Source organism: Pseudomonas sp. LTGT-11-2Z, from assembly GCF_003691445.1.
In the GTDB taxonomy this organism is placed as follows: Bacteria; Pseudomonadota; Gammaproteobacteria; order Pseudomonadales; family Pseudomonadaceae; genus Aquipseudomonas; species Aquipseudomonas monteilii.
Genome location: NZ_CP033104.1, coordinates 3575887 through 3591336 on the forward strand (window position 1 = coordinate 3575887; position 15450 = coordinate 3591336).

13 protein-coding genes are annotated in these 15450 nt (G+C 62.8%); 5 read left to right on the forward strand and 8 right to left on the reverse strand.

The genetic code is table 11. The annotated features are described in order from the left end of the window. The first annotated feature begins 143 nt into the window (after positions 1 to 143). The 5 genes from D8767_RS16645 to D8767_RS16665 all read left to right on the forward strand — a co-directional run bounded on the left by D8767_RS16645 (position 144) and on the right by D8767_RS16665 (position 5611). Positions 144 to 1430 (forward strand): hydroxymethylglutaryl-CoA reductase, degradative, encoded by a 1287-nt coding sequence (locus D8767_RS16645; protein WP_016714288.1) that lies wholly within the window; start codon positions 144 to 146, stop codon positions 1428 to 1430. Then, the gene (locus D8767_RS16650; protein WP_016714289.1) at positions 1427 to 2347 is read left to right on the forward strand and encodes a hydroxymethylglutaryl-CoA lyase; all 921 of its coding nucleotides are present in this window, start codon (positions 1427 to 1429) and stop codon (positions 2345 to 2347) included. The genes D8767_RS16645 and D8767_RS16650 overlap by 4 nt, the downstream gene beginning before the upstream one ends. A 102-nt stretch (positions 2348 to 2449) precedes the next feature. Beyond that, a complete protein-coding gene (locus D8767_RS16655) occupies positions 2450 to 2902 on the forward strand; it encodes a hypothetical protein (RefSeq protein ID WP_016714290.1) in 453 nt (150 codons plus the stop codon). Beyond that, positions 2902 to 4284, forward strand: a complete 1383-nt coding sequence (locus D8767_RS16660; RefSeq protein ID WP_028698710.1) for a tripartite tricarboxylate transporter permease — start codon at positions 2902 to 2904, stop codon at positions 4282 to 4284. Before D8767_RS16655 ends, D8767_RS16660 begins: the two co-directional genes overlap by 1 nt. Positions 4285 to 4387: 103 nt before the next feature. After that, on the forward strand, positions 4388 to 5611 hold the full coding sequence (locus tag D8767_RS16665; RefSeq protein WP_016714292.1) for an OprD family porin: 1224 nt from the start codon (positions 4388 to 4390) through the stop codon (positions 5609 to 5611). 47 nt (positions 5612 to 5658) lie between these two features. Here D8767_RS16665 and D8767_RS16670 read toward each other — a convergent pair whose 3' ends face one another. The 8 genes from D8767_RS16670 to D8767_RS16705 form a co-directional block, all read right to left on the reverse strand. Further along, a complete protein-coding gene (locus D8767_RS16670; RefSeq protein ID WP_016714293.1) occupies positions 5659 to 6273 on the reverse strand; it encodes a hypothetical protein in 615 nt (204 codons plus the stop codon). Positions 6274 to 6799: 526 nt separating this feature from the next. Then, on the reverse strand, positions 6800 to 8464 hold the full coding sequence (locus tag D8767_RS16675; protein WP_016714294.1) for a NahK/ErcS family hybrid sensor histidine kinase/response regulator: 1665 nt from the start codon (positions 8462 to 8464) through the stop codon (positions 6800 to 6802). Continuing rightward, complete coding sequence (gene ercA, locus D8767_RS16680) at positions 8448 to 9611, reverse strand: alcohol dehydrogenase-like regulatory protein ErcA (protein ID WP_016714295.1); 1164 nt, start codon at positions 9609 to 9611, stop codon at positions 8448 to 8450. The genes D8767_RS16675 and ercA overlap by 17 nt, the downstream gene beginning before the upstream one ends. A gap of 144 nt (positions 9612 to 9755) precedes the next feature. After that, the gene (pqqA, locus tag D8767_RS16685; RefSeq protein WP_010455123.1) at positions 9756 to 9827 is read right to left on the reverse strand and encodes a pyrroloquinoline quinone precursor peptide PqqA; all 72 of its coding nucleotides are present in this window, start codon (positions 9825 to 9827) and stop codon (positions 9756 to 9758) included. 229 nt (positions 9828 to 10056) lie between these two features. Then, positions 10057 to 11577 (reverse strand): aldehyde dehydrogenase family protein, encoded by a 1521-nt coding sequence (locus tag D8767_RS16690; RefSeq protein ID WP_016714296.1) that lies wholly within the window; start codon positions 11575 to 11577, stop codon positions 10057 to 10059. Positions 11578 to 11710: 133 nt separating this feature from the next. Continuing rightward, positions 11711 to 13498 (reverse strand): PQQ-dependent alcohol dehydrogenase PedH, encoded by a 1788-nt coding sequence (gene pedH / locus D8767_RS16695; RefSeq protein ID WP_016714297.1) that lies wholly within the window; start codon positions 13496 to 13498, stop codon positions 11711 to 11713. A 207-nt stretch (positions 13499 to 13705) separates the two neighbouring features. Next, complete coding sequence (locus tag D8767_RS16700; RefSeq protein ID WP_016714298.1) at positions 13706 to 14647, reverse strand: quinoprotein relay system zinc metallohydrolase 1; 942 nt, start codon at positions 14645 to 14647, stop codon at positions 13706 to 13708. Between the two features lie 39 nt (positions 14648 to 14686). Continuing rightward, entirely contained in the window at positions 14687 to 15448 is a 762-nt protein-coding gene (locus tag D8767_RS16705) for a quinoprotein dehydrogenase-associated SoxYZ-like carrier (RefSeq protein WP_016714299.1), read from the reverse strand. Positions 15449 to 15450 lie beyond the last annotated feature (2 nt).

Sequence of the window (15450 nt, forward strand, 5' to 3'; positions counted from 1 at the left end):
CTCCTGTGCTGTCATGGGTACAGTCTGGGTACTGTTGGGCAAAACTGTACCTTCAATCAAGGGCACAGTGGCTGCACATTTAGCACCACGCCGGCGACGCGCTCAAGCCGCCGCCCAACAACAATGACGCCAACGGTACCCTCATGAGCCTCGATTCCCGCCTGCCCGCTTTCCGTAACCTGTCCCCTGCCGCGCGCCTGGACCACATCGGCCAGTTGCTCGGCCTGAGCCACGACGATGTCAGCCTGCTGGCCAACGCCGGTGCCCTGCCGATGGACATCGCCAACGGCATGATCGAAAACGTCATCGGCACCTTCGAGCTGCCCTATGCCGTGGCCAGCAACTTCCAGATCAATGGCCGTGATGTGCTGGTGCCGCTGGTGGTGGAAGAGCCCTCGATCGTCGCCGCTGCTTCGTACATGGCCAAGCTGGCCCGTGCCAACGGCGGCTTCACCACCTCCAGCAGCGCCCCGCTGATGCATGCCCAGGTACAGATCGTCGGCATACAGGACCCGCTCAATGCACGCCTGAGCCTGCTGCGCCGCAAAGACGAAATCATTGAACTGGCCAACCGCAAGGACCAGTTGCTCAACAGCCTCGGCGGCGGCTGCCGCGACATCGAAGTGCACACCTTCGCCGATACCCCGCGTGGCCCGATGCTGGTGGCGCACCTGATCGTCGATGTACGCGATGCCATGGGCGCCAACACCGTCAATACCATGGCCGAGGCCGTTGCGCCGCTGATGGAAGCCATCACCGGGGGCCAGGTACGCCTGCGCATTCTGTCCAACCTGGCCGACCTGCGCCTGGCCAGGGCCCAGGTGCGGATTACTCCGCAGCAACTGGAAACGGCCGAATTCAGTGGCGAGGCAGTGATCGAAGGCATCCTCGACGCCTACGCCTTCGCTGCGGTCGACCCTTACCGCGCGGCCACCCACAACAAGGGCATCATGAATGGCATCGACCCACTGATCGTCGCCACTGGCAACGACTGGCGTGCAGTGGAAGCCGGCGCCCATGCGTATGCCTGCCGCAGTGGTCACTACGGCTCGCTGACCACCTGGGAAAAGGACAACAACGGCCATTTGGTCGGCACCCTGGAAATGCCGATGCCCGTAGGCCTGGTCGGCGGCGCCACCAAAACCCATCCGCTGGCGCAACTGTCGCTGCGCATCCTCGGCGTGAAAACAGCCCAGGCGCTCGCTGAGATTGCCGTGGCCGTAGGCCTGGCGCAAAACCTCGGGGCCATGCGCGCCCTGGCCACCGAAGGCATCCAGCGCGGCCACATGGCCCTGCATGCGCGCAATATTGCCGTGGTGGCGGGCGCCCGAGGCGATGAGGTGGACTGGGTTGCCCGGCAGTTGGTGGAATACCACGACGTGCGCGCCGACCGCGCCGTAGCACTGCTGAAACAAAAGCGCGGCCAATGAGCGTGGTCCCGATGCAAGCGGTAAAGGTCTTTGAAGTCGGCCCCCGTGACGGCCTGCAGAACGAACGCCAGCCGCTGTCGGTGGCCGCCCGTGTGGGCTTGATCGGCGAACTGGCTGGCACCGGCCTGCGGCATATCGAAGCCGGCGCCTTCGTGTCGCCGCGCTGGGTGCCGCAGATGGCCGGCAGCGACGAGGTGTTGCGCCAGTTGCCCAGCAACGACGGGGTCAGTTACACGGCCCTGGTGCCCAACCGGCAAGGCTTCGAGGCCGCGCAACGGGCTGGCTGCCGCGAGGTAGCGGTGTTCGCCGCCGCCTCCGAGGCGTTTTCGCGCAACAACATCAATTGCTCCATCGATGAAAGCTTCGAGCGCTTCACCCCGGTGTTGCGCGCCGCCAACGAAGCCTCTATCCGGGTGCGCGGTTATGTATCCTGCGTGCTCGGTTGCCCGTTCAGTGGGGCCGTTGCGCCGGAGGCTGTGGCCAAGGTCGCACGCCGCCTGTACGAACTGGGCTGCTACGAAATCAGCCTGGGTGACACCATTGGCGCCGGCCGCCCGGATGAAACGGCTCAATTGTTCGAGCTCTGCGCACGGCAACTGCCGGTCGCGGCACTGGCCGGCCACTTCCACGATACCTGGGGCATGGCCATCGCCAATGTGCATGCCGCACTCGCGCAGGGTGTACGCACCTTCGACAGCTCGGTCGCGGGCCTCGGCGGCTGCCCCTACTCGCCGGGTGCCAGCGGTAACGTGGCCACGGAAGATCTGTTGTACCTGCTGCACGGCCTGGGCTACAGCACCGGTGTCGACCTGGAGGCGGTGGCACAGGTTGGTGTGCGCATCAGCGCGCAGCTGGGCACCGCCAACCGCTCCCGTGCCGGCCTTGCCCTGGCAGCAAGGAGCGCCCGCGAACACTGATAGCGCCTGTGGCTCCCGAACAAAAACAACAAGCCCGCAAGGGCAGGAGAATGCCAATGACCTTTGAATGCCGCCTGCACCCCCTCCCCCCGGAGGTGGACCATGGCTGACGACAACCTCTATGAAGTGTGGGGCGACACCGTGGACAGTCGCCACCTGCTCGCCGCCATCGCCATCGGCGCCGCTTGCAGCCTGGGTACCTTTTTCCTGGCCGAGCACCTGTTGACCGGCTGGGTCGAGTCCAGCCAGATGGCTCGGGCCTACGCCATGCTGCTGGGCATTCTCGGCTCGCTGCTGGGTGGCGGGGTCAGCGCCTGCCTGTTCAAGCCCAAGCGCCATGTGGTCGAGCATGTAGCCGACCCGGCCTGGCGCCAGCAAGTAATCGAAGAGCTGCGCAGCGAATACGGCGGCATCGGCCAGCTCGGTGACCTGCCGCAGGAGGTGCGCAACGAGTTGCGTGAGCTGGGCCTGGAGCGCCTGTTCGATGAAGCCGAACCCGCAAGCGCAGCCGTGGCCTGCACAAGCACCGCAACCCTGAAGCGAGGTACCGCCTGATGGACGCCCTGTTCGACCAGGTTCTGATAGCCGTGCTGATGGGCGTGATTGGCGCCGTGGTGTTTGCCGCCATCGGCCTGATCTCCGGCAGCGACGAAACCACCACCCTCGCCCCCCTGACCTTGCTGGTCGTGCTGTTGGGCGTGCCCGCTGCCGGGGTGTTCACCTTCTTCCTCGCCGGTGCGGTGGCCAAGCACATGACCCACGCCGTCCCCACGGCGTTGCTCGGCATCCCCGGCGACACCATGGCCACACCCCTGATGCGCGAAGCCAACTTCCTGCGCAACCTGGGCGTACCGCATATCGCCCTGCGCAAGATGATCTCCGGTGCGGTCATCGCTGCCCTGGTGGCAGTGCCGCTGGCAGTGCTGTTCGCCGTGCTGCTGGCACCTTTTGGTGATGCGATCAAACGGGCAGCGCCCTGGGTGTTCCTCGCCGCCGCCACCACCATTGCCTATTTCTCGGCTGGCCGCTGGGCCTCGGTGCTGGCGCTGCTGCCCTTCGTGCTGGTGATCATCGCCTTGCAGACCCTGACCGGCCAGCACGGCGTCAAGCTCAGCGTCAGCTACTTCTTGGGCATTGCCATCGGCCCACTGATCGCCGCCCTGTTCGCCATGCTCGCCCCGGCAGAGCGGGCGCGGATGAAACGCAGCGAACCGCGCACCTTTGCGCTGTCACCCGACGTCAAGGGCTGGGGCGGCTGGTTCCCCAACCCGCTGAAGGTGCTGGACCGCCGCCAGGCCGGCTGGACCTTGGCCACCGCCACGGTGTCCAGTGCCACCTTCGTGTTCAGCCCGGTGGCCATGACGGTGATTCTCGGTGAAGTGGTAGGTTCACGCATCAAACACGCCTATCACCGCCTGACCTCGGTCATCAGCGTGCGCAACGGTGTTACCGAGTCCACCTACATTGCCGAGGCGCTGATCCCGCTGATCGCCTTTGGCCTGCCGCTCAGCCCGGTAGCTGCCGGGCCGGCCGCTCCGCTGTTCAACGCCCCGCCACGCTTCACCGTCGACAGTGCCAGCGGCCAGGTGAACAACCTGCACAACCTGCTAAGTGCCAGCGAGTTTCTTGCCTACGGCATGCTGGCGGTCGTGATCGCCATCCTGATCGCCTACCCCTTCTCGATGAACTTCGCCCACCGTGCTGCTTCGTTCGTGTCCCGGCGCATCAGCCACGAGGCGGTGATCGCCACCTTCGTCGGCCTGATCCTGGTAATCGGCCTGTGGGAAGGCGGCCTGCTGGGCCTGCTGGTCATCCTCACGGTAGGCCTGCTGGGCGGTTTCCTGTACCGCTTCATCGGCTTCAACATCGGCGTGCAATTCATGGGCTACTACACCGCCGTGCTCAGCGTGCCGGCCATCGTCGCCCTGTTCGCTTGAACTGACCCTCCTCACTCTGCCACGCAACCCCTGCGGTTGCGTGGCTTCACTCGCCTGCAAGAAAGGAACAACAACAATGAATATCCTTTGCCCCCCTTGCCGCATGACGGCGGCTTGCGCTTGCCTGTTGCTTGGCGCCGCCAGCGCCCAGGCCGAAGGCTTCAGCGACGACGCCAAGGTCGGCCTGACCTTGCGCAACTTCTACATCAACCGCAATTTCGTCGACCCGGCCTATCCGCAAGGCAAGGCCGAAGAATGGACGCAGAGCTTTATCCTCGACGCCCGTTCGGGCTTTACCCAGGGCGTGGTCGGCTTCGGTGTGGATGTACTGGGGCTGTACTCGGTCAAGCTCGACGGCGGGCGCGGCACTGCCGGCACCCAGTTGCTGCCGGTGCACGATGACGGCCACCCGGCGGATGACTTCGGCCGCCTGGGCGTGGCGCTCAAGGCGCGTGTTTCGGCCACCGAGTTGAAGGTTGGCGAGTGGTCGCCGATGCTGCCGGTGCTGCGCTCGGACGACGGCCGCTCGCTGCCGCAGACCTTCCAGGGCGCCCAGCTCACCTCACGCGAGATCGACAACCTCACCCTTTACGGCGCACGTTTTCGCGGCAACAGCCCACGCAACGACGCCAGCATGGAAGACCTGTTCATGTCTGGTCGGCCTGCCGCCACGGCGGACCGCCTGGACATCCTCGGCGCCGAGTACCTGTTCAACGACAAGGCCACCCAGCTCGCCATCTGGCAGTCGGACCTGCAAGACATCTACCGCCAGCAGTACTACAACCTGATCCACAGCCAGGCCGTGGGCAACTGGACCCTGGGTGCCAACCTCGGGTACTTCGTGGGCAACGACAGTGGCCGCTCACTGGCAGGCGAAATGGATAACCGCACCACGTCGCTGCTGCTCTCGGCCCGTACCGGCGGCCATACTTTCTACGTGGGGCTGCAACGGGTCAGCGGCGATACCGGCTGGATGCGGGTCAACGGCACTGCCGGCACCAGCCTGGCCAACGACAGCTACAACTCCAGCTATGACAACGCCCATGAGCGCTCCTGGCAGTTGCGCTACGACCATAACTTCGCGGTCGACGGGCTGCCAGGATTGCAGTTCATGACGCGTTACATCAGCGGTGACAACGTGCAAGTCGGTAGTGTGCGCGATGGAAAGGAGTGGGGTCGGGAGACCGAGCTGGCCTACACCGTCCAGAGCGGCAGTTTGCGAGACCTGACAGTCAGATGGCGAAGCTCTACCTTGCGCCGGGACTTCAGCAGCAATGAGTTCGATGAACACCGGGTAATCGTGAGTTATCCGCTATCGATCTTGTAGCAAAACGCCGCGAACCGGGCTTGCGGTTCGCGGCGTTGCTCAGACGATCAGCAAGGTATACCCGCCAGCGGCCACACAGGCGCTTGCGTCTCTTTGGCCTGGCTGCGTTTTCGCGCCCACTGGGTGAGGGCGGCCATCAAGGCAAAGCCCAGCAGGATCATGACCGGGTAGGCCAACAGCAACTCGGTCAGCGAATATTTCCACGCCAGCGGCCGACCGACACCCAACATCGCCGCATACAACCAGGACACGCCCGACAGTGCGCCGGAAAACAACGCGAACATGCGCACGCCGATATTCAGGTCGAGCAAAGAACCTGCCTTGAGCAAGGCCGGCAATACATAGCGATGCAACAACATGCCATTGAACGTCAACAACAGGACAATAATAATCTTGGCATGAAGTTTAGGATTGGCAAAATAGCTCATGCCCTTCTCAAGATAATCAATACCAATAACAGCAGCGCCTGTGAGCCACAAGAATATCAAGGCATTGGACACAGACGTTTGCAAACGCGCCATATGTTGACCGTCATGCCCGGCCTGTTTATGACCTTTGAGCAAGTCCCTGACCATCTCTGCATCACTGGCAAACACCAGCCCAATGGCGACACAGCAGGCCAGCAAGTGAACATAAATAACCGACAACCGCACCAGCTCCATGGATTCTTTCTGCCCGAACAGGCTAATAATTGTATTAATCTCCACGACGTCTTCTCCACGTAATGCATTAGCGCTAGATGGCCTTGCTACAGGCGTGCGAACAGCGTGGCCGCTACGGCAAGACCCAATTCATATCGTTAATTGAAACAGCGGATTGATACTTAGATACACAGCAGCTCAACCGTTAAGCCTCGGTCGGGCATAGGCGTTACTCCATGATCAGAGGTAATAAAAATCCCCATGTGCATCCCGTGATGCGCATGAGGTTGGTGTATGACTTCCTGAGAGGGGCGCGAGGTGCAGTTCATGAGAAATACACCTGCTGGCAAATAGGAGCCGTCAACAGCAAAAACGTTCACTGCCTGAACACAACTACCGACCAGCGGTATTTAAAGTCACGTTAGTTAGTAGACTAACATTCTACAATGTTGACCGAAGAGGAAGTTTTTACTCACAACTGGATCCAAACTTCATGGCGAGCCCTGATTCTCTAGTTCGCTGCGCGTCGTTAACGGGCGAAGATGAATTACGCCAACAACTGGCTCAAAACCGCCCGCAGCTTCCCGGGCTTGACCGGTTTGTTCAGCAGCGGTGCACCCAATTTCTGCAAGCCCCGACGACACTGGTCGCTGCGGTCTGCGGTAATGATCACCGCCGGTATCGCAACCGCAAAATGCTCACGCAAGTGCTTGACCACCTCGCAGCCCACCACACCATGGTCGAGGTGGTAATCGGCCAGGATCAATTCCGGAGCCCGCCCCTTCAACGCCAGCAAAGCTGCCTCCTGATCGGTTGCAGTGACCACTTCACAGCCCCACTGCCCCAGCAACGCGCCCATGCTCTCGAGGATGCTCACTTCGTTGTCCAGCACCAGCAAGCGACGGCCCGGCAGCGGGTTGCCGGCACTTGGCAGCGGCACAGCCTGGTGAACGGCCAGTGGCACTTCTTTGCCAATCGGTACCTCGATACTGAACATCGAGCCGCGCCCCGGCCATGAACGCACCTCGATCCGGTAACCCAGAATCTTGGCAATCCGTTCAACGATAGCCAGCCCCAGCCCCACCCCTTTGCGATCCGCAGCGCGGCCGACGTCCAATTGGTTGAATTCGAGGAAAATGGCATCCAGCCGATCCGCCGCAATGCCCCGGCCGGTGTCCCACACCTCAAGCCGCAGATGCTCGCCACGGCGCCTGGCCCCAAGCAGAATCCGGCCTTCGTCGGTGTAGCGGCAGGCGTTGCTGAGGAAGTTGCGCAAAATGCGCGTCAGCAACCGCAGGTCGGTGCTGATGGCATGGTCAGCGATGCGCGCGTGCAGCTTCAGGCCTGCCGCGTCAGCCACTGTGCAGAACTCCGAGACCAGCGGCGCGAAAACTTCGTCGAGACGGTACACGGCCACGTCCGGTTTGACCGCAGCCTGGTCGAGCCGGGAAATATCCAGCAGGTCGGTCAGCAGGTCTTCGGCGCCTTCCAGGGCCTGGTGCGTACGCTCCACCAGCACATGCTCCGCCTCTGGCAATGGCCGCTCGCGCAAGGTGGAGATCAGCAGGCGGGCGGCGTTCAGCGGTTGCAGCAAATCATGGCTGGCGGCGGCGAGGTATTTGTCCTTGCTGCGGTTGGCGGCCTCTGCGGCATCCCGGGCCTCCAGCAATTCATCGGTACGCGCAGCAACCCGTTGCTCCAGTTCGTCGTTGAGCTGTTGCAAACGCTGCTGGGCCTGCTTGCGTTCGGTGATGTCGGCGACAAAACCTTCCACCAGCCCTTCCTGCCCGGGCTTGAGCAGCAGGTTCATCAGCACATCGAGGTGGCTGCCGTCCTTGCGCCGCAAGCGGGTTTCGTAGCCGTGCAGGCTGCGGTCACGGGCGAGGATCGCGGTAATCGCCTGCAATTCTTCGGCACCGCCGTCAAACAGGTGAGCGGCCAGGTCAGTCAGGGAAAACAACACCGCTTGCGGGTCGTCGTAGCCAAGCATGCGCGCCAACGCCGGGTTGGCGGCACGCATGCCGTCTTGCAGGCTGGCCTGGAAAATGCCGTGCACGGCGTTTTCGAACAGCCATTTATAGCGGTTGCGTTCGGCCTCCAGTTCGTCCAGGCGGGCAGAAAGCTCCGGATAGTGGCTTTTGCGCGCGGAGTGGTCGCCGAGACCCAGCAACCCGGCCAACGCCCGCTGCTGCTCGTCAGAGGGCCTCGCCATAGACCACCTCGACATCACGCTGGCTCGACGCGCGGGGGTTGGTGAGAATGCACGGGTCATCCATCGCATGCTGCGACAGGAACGGAATATCAGACGTGCGCACGCCGTGCAGGCCCAGGGTTTCGTGGAAGCCGATGGCGTGCTTCAGGGCGATCAGGTGGTCTACCAGGCGCCCGCAAATCTGCCGGTGGTTGAGGCCACGGCAATCAATGCCGAACACCTCGGCAATCACCTTGAAGCGCTCCGGCGCCGAGCTGTAGTTGAACGCTACCACGTGCTCCACCAGCACGGCGTTGCACAAGCCATGGGGCAGGTCCAGGAACCCGCCAAGGCTGTGCGACATGGCATGCACTGCACCCAGGATCGCGTTGGAAAACGCAAGCCCCGCCTGCATGCTGCCCAGCATGATCTTCTCGCGCAGGGCGATATCGGTGGGGTTGGCGATCATTTCCACCAGGTTGCCATTGATCAGGCGCATGGCTTCCAGCGCGTGGGGGTCGGTCAGCGGGCCATGGCCGGTGGACACGAAGGCTTCGATGGCATGCACCAGCGCATCGATACCGGTACAGGCCGACAGGAACGGGTCCATGCTCAGGGTGGTTTGCGGGTCGATCAGCGATACATCCGGCACCACCGCCTTGCTGACGATGGAGAACTTCATGCGTTCCTGCTGGTTGGAAATGATCACGAACTGCGACACGTCCGCCGAAGTGCCGGCGGTGGTGGGGATCAGGATCAGCGGCGGGCTTGGCACGCGGATCATGTCCACACCTTCGAATTCGAGGATGCTGCGCCCATGGGCAACCACGATGCCGATGGCCTTGCCGCAATCCATCGGGCTGCCGCCACCCACGGCGACGATCACGTCGCAGTGGTTTTGCCGGTAGATCTCGGCGCCGAGCATCACCTCTTCCACCCGTGGGTTGGGCGATACAGCCGTGTACAGGCAGTAGTCGATGCCCTGCGCCTGCAGGCTGGCTTCCACATCCGCCACCCAGCCGGCGGCAATCACGCCGGGGTCGCTGACCACCAGCACCTTGCGGGCGCCGAAGGTTTTGGCGTAATTGGCAACGTTATGCCGGCAACCGGCACCGAAGATGATTTCAGGCGATACAAACTTGCGAAGCGGGCTGAAACTCTGGCTCATCGTGAAGCCTGTTCTTATTGTTCTGGAAGGTAACTGCCAGCGTAAAGCATCCCGCAGCGAAAGCAACCAGACCAAAGCGTGGCACTGGCTCCACCACAGGTAATCAGGGGGGACCGGCCACCGTGGCGATGGCCGGGCGGCACATCAGCGATTGGCGAAATACATCGTCACTTCAAAGCCGATGCGCAGGTCGGTAAAGGCGGGTTTATTCCACATGGGCAATCCTCTTCTTATGCCGGGGGATTCCGGTAGAGGCATTAATGCACGGGGACGGACTGAGCCGAATGCTACTTTGGAAGGAAGTTGCAGGGTGCGTTGGTAGGAGGGAGAAGACACCTGTGCCGACCTATTCGCGGGTAAACCCGCTCCCCCAGGTACCGCACAAGTCTTGAAAATTGTGCAATCCCTGTGGGAGCGGGTTTACCCGCGAAGAACGCGACGCGGTTTAGAAGAAGCCCAACGGATTGATGTCGTAGCTCACCAGCAAGTTCTTGGTCTGCTGATAGTGGTCAAGCATCATCTTGTGGGTCTCACGCCCCACCCCCGACTTCTTGTACCCGCCAAACGCCGCATGCGCCGGGTACAGGTGATAGCAGTTGGTCCACACGCGGCCAGCCTTGATCCCACGGCCCATGCGATAAGCACGGTTGATATCGCGGGTCCACAGGCCGGCACCCAGGCCAAACTCGGTGTCGTTGGCGATCGCCAGCGCTTCGGCTTCGTCCTTGAAGGTGGTCACGCCCACCACTGGCCCGAAGATTTCCTCCTGGAACACGCGCATCGCATTGGTGCCCCTGAGCAGGGTCGGCTGGATGTAGTAACCCGTGGCCAGGTCGCCTTGCAGCCGCTCGGCAGCACCACCGGTGAGCAGCTGGGCACCCTCTTCCCGGGCGATATCCAGATAAGAGAGGATCTTGTCGTATTGCTGTTCCGAGGCCTGGGCGCCCACCATGGTCTCGGTGTCCAGCGGGTTGCCCCGGGTGATCTTGGCAATTTTCTTCATCACCTCGGCCATGAACGGCTCGTAGATCGACTCCTGGATCAGCGCCCGCGACGGGCAGGTGCACACTTCGCCCTGGTTGAAGAACGCCAGTACCAGGCCTTCGGCGGCCTTTTCGATGAACGCGGGCTCCGCCTGCATGATGTCTTCGAAGAAGATGTTCGGCGACTTGCCGCCCAGTTCGACAGTAGACGGGATGATGTTCTCGGCGGCGCATTTCATGATGTGCGAGCCCACCGGGGTAGAGCCGGTGAAGGCAATCTTGGCAATGCGCTTGCTGGTGGCCAACGCCTCGCCAGCCTCACGGCCAAAGCCCTGGACGATGTTCAGCACGCCGGCGGGCAGCAGGTCGGCAATCAGCTCGGCAAAAATGGTGATCGAAAGCGGCGTCTGTTCAGCCGGCTTCAGCACTACACAGTTGCCGGCAGCCAGGGCCGGGGCGAGCTTCCAGGCCGCCATCAGCAGCGGGAAGTTCCACGGGATGATCTGCCCGACCACACCCAGCGGCTCGTGAAAGTGATAGGCCACGGTGCCTTCGTTGATCTCGGCTGCGCCGCCTTCCTGGGCACGAATGCAGCCGGCGAAATAGCGGAAGTGGTCGGCCGCCAGCGGCACGTCGGCATTGAGCGTTTCGCGCACGGCCTTGCCGTTGTCCCAGCTTTCGGTAACGGCCAGCACCTCCAGGTTCTGCTCGATACGGTCGGCAATCTTCAGCAGCACCAGAGCGCGGTCCTGCACCGAGGTCTTGCCCCAGGCTTCGGCGGCGGCATGCGCAGCGTCCAGCGCCCGATCGATGTCCTGGGCGGTGGAACGCGGGAATTCGGCGATCGGCTGGCCATTGACCGGCGAGCTGTTGGTGAAGTACTGGCCAGCCAATGGCGGCACGAACGCGCCATTGATGAAGTTGCCATAGCGTGGCTTGAAGGACACGACGGCGCCTGGAGTTCCGGGTTGTGCGTAGATCATGCTGAGCCTCTGTGGGTCGATGCCTGTCCAGCGACAGGCGATGCAGCGATGGTAAAAAGCCCCGCGTGCCAGGCGAATGCATCGTTGGCAGCGGGGCTCTCCTCATTTGGTAGTAGGCGGCAGGGCCGCAGCGTTACGGCTTGGCGCTGGCGGTTTGCTGCAACTGCTTGGGCAGCTTGAAGGTCCAGAGCATGCCGCCCTGGTTGAAGTCCTTGACCCGCTTGGCCACTTCGCCGCCCCACAGCGGTACGGCGCCGCCCCACCCGGAAACCACTGACACATATTGCTCGCCGTCCATTTCCCAGGTCACGGGCGAGCCGAGCACGCCGGAGCCGGTCTGGAATTCCCAGACCTTGTCACCGGTCTTGGCGTTGAAGGCCTGCAGGAAGCCTTCTGGCGTACCGGTAAACACCAGGTTGCCCTTGGTGGTCAGCACCCCGCCCCACAGCGGCGCGTAGTTCTTGTGGCGCCACACCTCCTTGCCGCTGATCGGGTCGATGGCACGCAGCACGCCGATGTAGTCTTCATTGAGCGGCTTGATGGTGAAGCCAGCACCGAGGAACGCCGCGCCCTTCTTGTAGGCAATGCCTTCGTTCCAGATGTCCATGCCCCACTCGTTGGACGGCACGTAGAACAACCCGGTGTCCTTGTTGTAGGCCATCGGCATCCAGTTCTTGGCACCGAGGAAGGCCGGCGCGACGAACACCGAGCTGCCCTTGGCCTCGCTACCCGGTGCGCCTGGGCGGCTGGCTTCGTTGTAGATAGGACGCCCGTCCTTGTCCAGGCCGGTGGCCCAGGTGATCTTGTCGACGAAGGGGAAGCCACGGATGAATTTGCCGTTGGTGCGGTCCAGCACGTAGAAGAAGCCGTTGCGGTCGGCGGTGGCGGCGGCCTTGATCTCTTTGCCGCCGTCCTTGTAGTTGAACGAGATCAGCTCGTTGACGCCGTCGAAGTCCCAGCCGTCATGCGGCGTGCTCTGGAAGTGCCACTTGATGGTGCCGTCGTCCGGGTTCAGCGCCAGGCGCGACGAGGAATACAGGTTGTCGCCAGGGCGTAGGTGCGAGTTCCATGGCGCCGGGTTGCCGGTGCCGAACAGGATGAGGTTGGTTTCCGGGTCGTAGTAACCGCCCAGCCAGGGCGCAGCGCCGCCGGTCTTCCACAGGTCGCCTGGCCAGGTCTTGCCCGCCTCGCCGCCGGAGATACCGTTTTCGATGGCCTTGCCGTCTTTGTACACGTAGCCCATGTGCCCTTCCACGGTAGGGCGCATCCACAGCAGCTCGCCGTTCTCCGGGTTGTAGGCCTGGATCTTGCCCACAACGCCAAACTCGCCACCGGCCACGCCAGTGATCAACTTGCCGTTGACGATCATGGGCGCGGCACTGATGGAATAGCCTTCCTTGTGGTCGGCCACCTTCTTGCTCCACACCACCTTGCCGGTGTCCTTGTTCAAGGCCACCAGCTTGGCGTCCAGCGTGCCGAAGAACACCAGGTCGCCGTACAGTGCCACGCCCCGGTTGATCACGTCGCAGCACGGGCGAATGTCATCCGGCAGGCGCGCATCGTATTGCCACAGTTTCTTGCCAGTGCGGGCGTCCACGGCGAACACCCGCGAGTAGGAGCCGGTCAGGTACATCACCCCGTCCTTGATCAGCGGCTGGGCCTGCTGGCCGCGCTGCTTCTCACCACCAAAGGAAAACGCCCAGACTGGCCGCAGTTCCTTGACGTTGTTGGCGTTCAGCAGGTCCAGCGGGCTGTAGCGCTGGCCCTGCACGCCTAGGCCATTGGTCACGATCTGCTGCGGGTTCTTCGGGTCCTGAAGGATTTCTTCGTTGCTGACAGCGGCGTGGGCCACGCCAGCAAGCAGCATGGCGCTGAACACCAGGCTCACGGCGAACAAGGGGCGACGCGGGGATCGGGTCATGACGGCTACCTTTGGTTTTTTTGTTGTATCCGGGAAAATTTCCCGGTGTGCCGGGAATTCTTGGTCCCGACCCGGTTGCCAACAATTGCCCGCAGTGCGGAGATTTCTAGTTCCTTGGTATAGGCTTGGGATTTGTGTGGACGCGCGCATCGAGCGCCGCGCGGGCGGCGCTCGATCTCACACGCGCAAAAAATGTCGTGGCAAGCCCTAAAAATCCCCGCTGTCCCGATCGACGCGCCGCAGCTGTTGACGCTCATAACGCGGATACAGGTGGCTGACGCTACGAATCAACTCGTACCGCGTCAGGCTGATACCGGCAAACCGCTCGGGTATCGGGCTGCGAATCATCTCGGCCATGTCATCGCCACGCGCCGCGCCGTCACGCATCAACCCATCCAGCCAGCCCAGGTAGTCGCGCATCTGCACAAAGGGCCGGGCATCGCTGGCAACCGGACCATGCCCGGCTACCAGCTGCTTCCAGGGCAGCGCTTGCAGGGTGTCCAGGTCCTTCAGCCACACCTCCAGCCCCGGGCTGTTGGGCGTGGTCAGGGCACGTTCGTAGAACACCAGGTCGCCGGCGAATAGCACGCCGGTCTTTTCATCCAGAATCGCCAGGTCGGCACCGGTATGCCCGCCCAGGGCCAGCAAACGCAACCGGTGCCCGCCGACCTCGTGGATACCCGCCTCCAGTACACGGGTTGGCAGCACGACTTCGGTGCCGCGCATCCAGTCGCCGACCAGGCGGTACATGTTCTCGGCCATGGCATCGCCCTGCTGGCGCAACAAATCACCGGTACCCGCCAAGGCCCCGATAGGCACATCGGTGAAGGCCTGGTTGCCCAGCACATGATCGGGGTGATGATGGGTCAGCAGCACCTCCAGCACCGGCTTGTCGGTGGTGGCGGCGATGGCCTGACGCAGCGCTTCGCCGTAGCGTTTCGAGGGGCCGCTGTCGATCACCACCACACCGCTGTCGGTGACGATGAACGCGGTATTGACGATATTGCCGCCGTTGCTCCTGGCGAAATTGTCGGTGCTGCCTTCCAGCAGCCAGGTATCTGCGGCTATTTGCCGAGGTGAAAGCCGATAGTCAAGGTCAGCCCAGGTCGGCAGGCCCAGGCACAGCAGCAACAAGGGTATCCAACGCATACAGGCGCCTCTGTTCACAGGTGAAGTCGGGCAACAGGGTCAGGGCACCGCCGCCTCGAACTGGTTGCCACTGTTGTCCTGCAGCACCAGCCGGGTCGGCCCGGGGCCCTGGATGTCGAACCCGAGGTTGGGGTTTTCGCTAACGGCCGGGTACAGCTCGAGGTGGGCCAGGCGCTGGCCGTTCGCATCTTGCAACTCAGCCTGGTTGAGGAAGAATTCGGGAATGCCGCTAACCAGGCCATTGTCCATCGGGTGAGCCACCTGCAGGCGCAAGCGGCTGCTGTCGCCACGCGGGTAGCGCCCGCCCAGCACTTCGCCGAGGTGCTCCTCCCAGCCAGGTTGCGTGCGCACCACACTGGGTGCGGTGCAGCCACCACCCGCCGCATCGATCAGGGTCGAGCCGACATGCCACAGGCCGTCGCGCGTCTGCACCGCAGCGCGCAGTGGTGTGGCCTGTTCGATGCGGATGCGGATCGACAACCAGGGCAGCACGCGCTCGCCGGGCTGGAAATCGACAATACGCGGCAAGGGGTTCAGCTCCGCCCAGGCGATGATACGTACCACATCGCCAGAAAACGCCCGGGCATCGATCTCCAGCGGCACCTGGCGCGCGTCCTCGGCAAACGGCGGCGCCAGCAGCTTGACCCGGTCGTCGAAGACGAATGCGGCCTGGCCCAGTAGCTGCTTGTGGTAGAAGTCCCACATTACCGAGGGTACCGGGTCTGTCTGGGTACCTTGCGTGGCCGCCAGGGCTGCACAAGGCATCCAACAGGCCAGCAAAAAAGTCGCTCGCCAGTTCATGG

Excerpts from the sequence above, each read along its gene's own strand:
- D8767_RS16690 (WP_016714296.1), bottom strand. The coding sequence starts at position 11,577 with ATGATCTACGCACAACCCGGAACTCCAGGCGCCGTCGTGTCCTTCAAG.
- D8767_RS16645 (WP_016714288.1), top strand. The coding sequence starts at position 144 with ATGAGCCTCGATTCCCGCCTGCCCGCTTTCCGTAACCTGTCCCCTGCC.
- pedH (WP_016714297.1), bottom strand. The coding sequence starts at position 13,498 with ATGACCCGATCCCCGCGTCGCCCCTTGTTCGCCGTGAGCCTGGTGTTC.
- D8767_RS16670 (WP_016714293.1), bottom strand. The coding sequence starts at position 6,273 with ATGGAGCTGGTGCGGTTGTCGGTTATTTATGTTCACTTGCTGGCCTGC.
- D8767_RS16650 (WP_016714289.1), top strand. The coding sequence starts at position 1,427 with ATGAGCGTGGTCCCGATGCAAGCGGTAAAGGTCTTTGAAGTCGGCCCC.
- D8767_RS16705 (WP_016714299.1), bottom strand. The coding sequence starts at position 15,448 with ATGAACTGGCGAGCGACTTTTTTGCTGGCCTGTTGGATGCCTTGTGCA.
- ercA (WP_016714295.1), bottom strand. The coding sequence starts at position 9,611 with ATGAGCCAGAGTTTCAGCCCGCTTCGCAAGTTTGTATCGCCTGAAATC.
- D8767_RS16655 (WP_016714290.1), top strand. The coding sequence starts at position 2,450 with ATGGCTGACGACAACCTCTATGAAGTGTGGGGCGACACCGTGGACAGT.
- D8767_RS16700 (WP_016714298.1), bottom strand. The coding sequence starts at position 14,647 with ATGCGTTGGATACCCTTGTTGCTGCTGTGCCTGGGCCTGCCGACCTGG.
- D8767_RS16675 (WP_016714294.1), bottom strand. The coding sequence starts at position 8,464 with ATGGCGAGGCCCTCTGACGAGCAGCAGCGGGCGTTGGCCGGGTTGCTG.
- D8767_RS16665 (WP_016714292.1), top strand. The coding sequence starts at position 4,388 with ATGACGGCGGCTTGCGCTTGCCTGTTGCTTGGCGCCGCCAGCGCCCAG.
- D8767_RS16660 (WP_028698710.1), top strand. The coding sequence starts at position 2,902 with ATGGACGCCCTGTTCGACCAGGTTCTGATAGCCGTGCTGATGGGCGTG.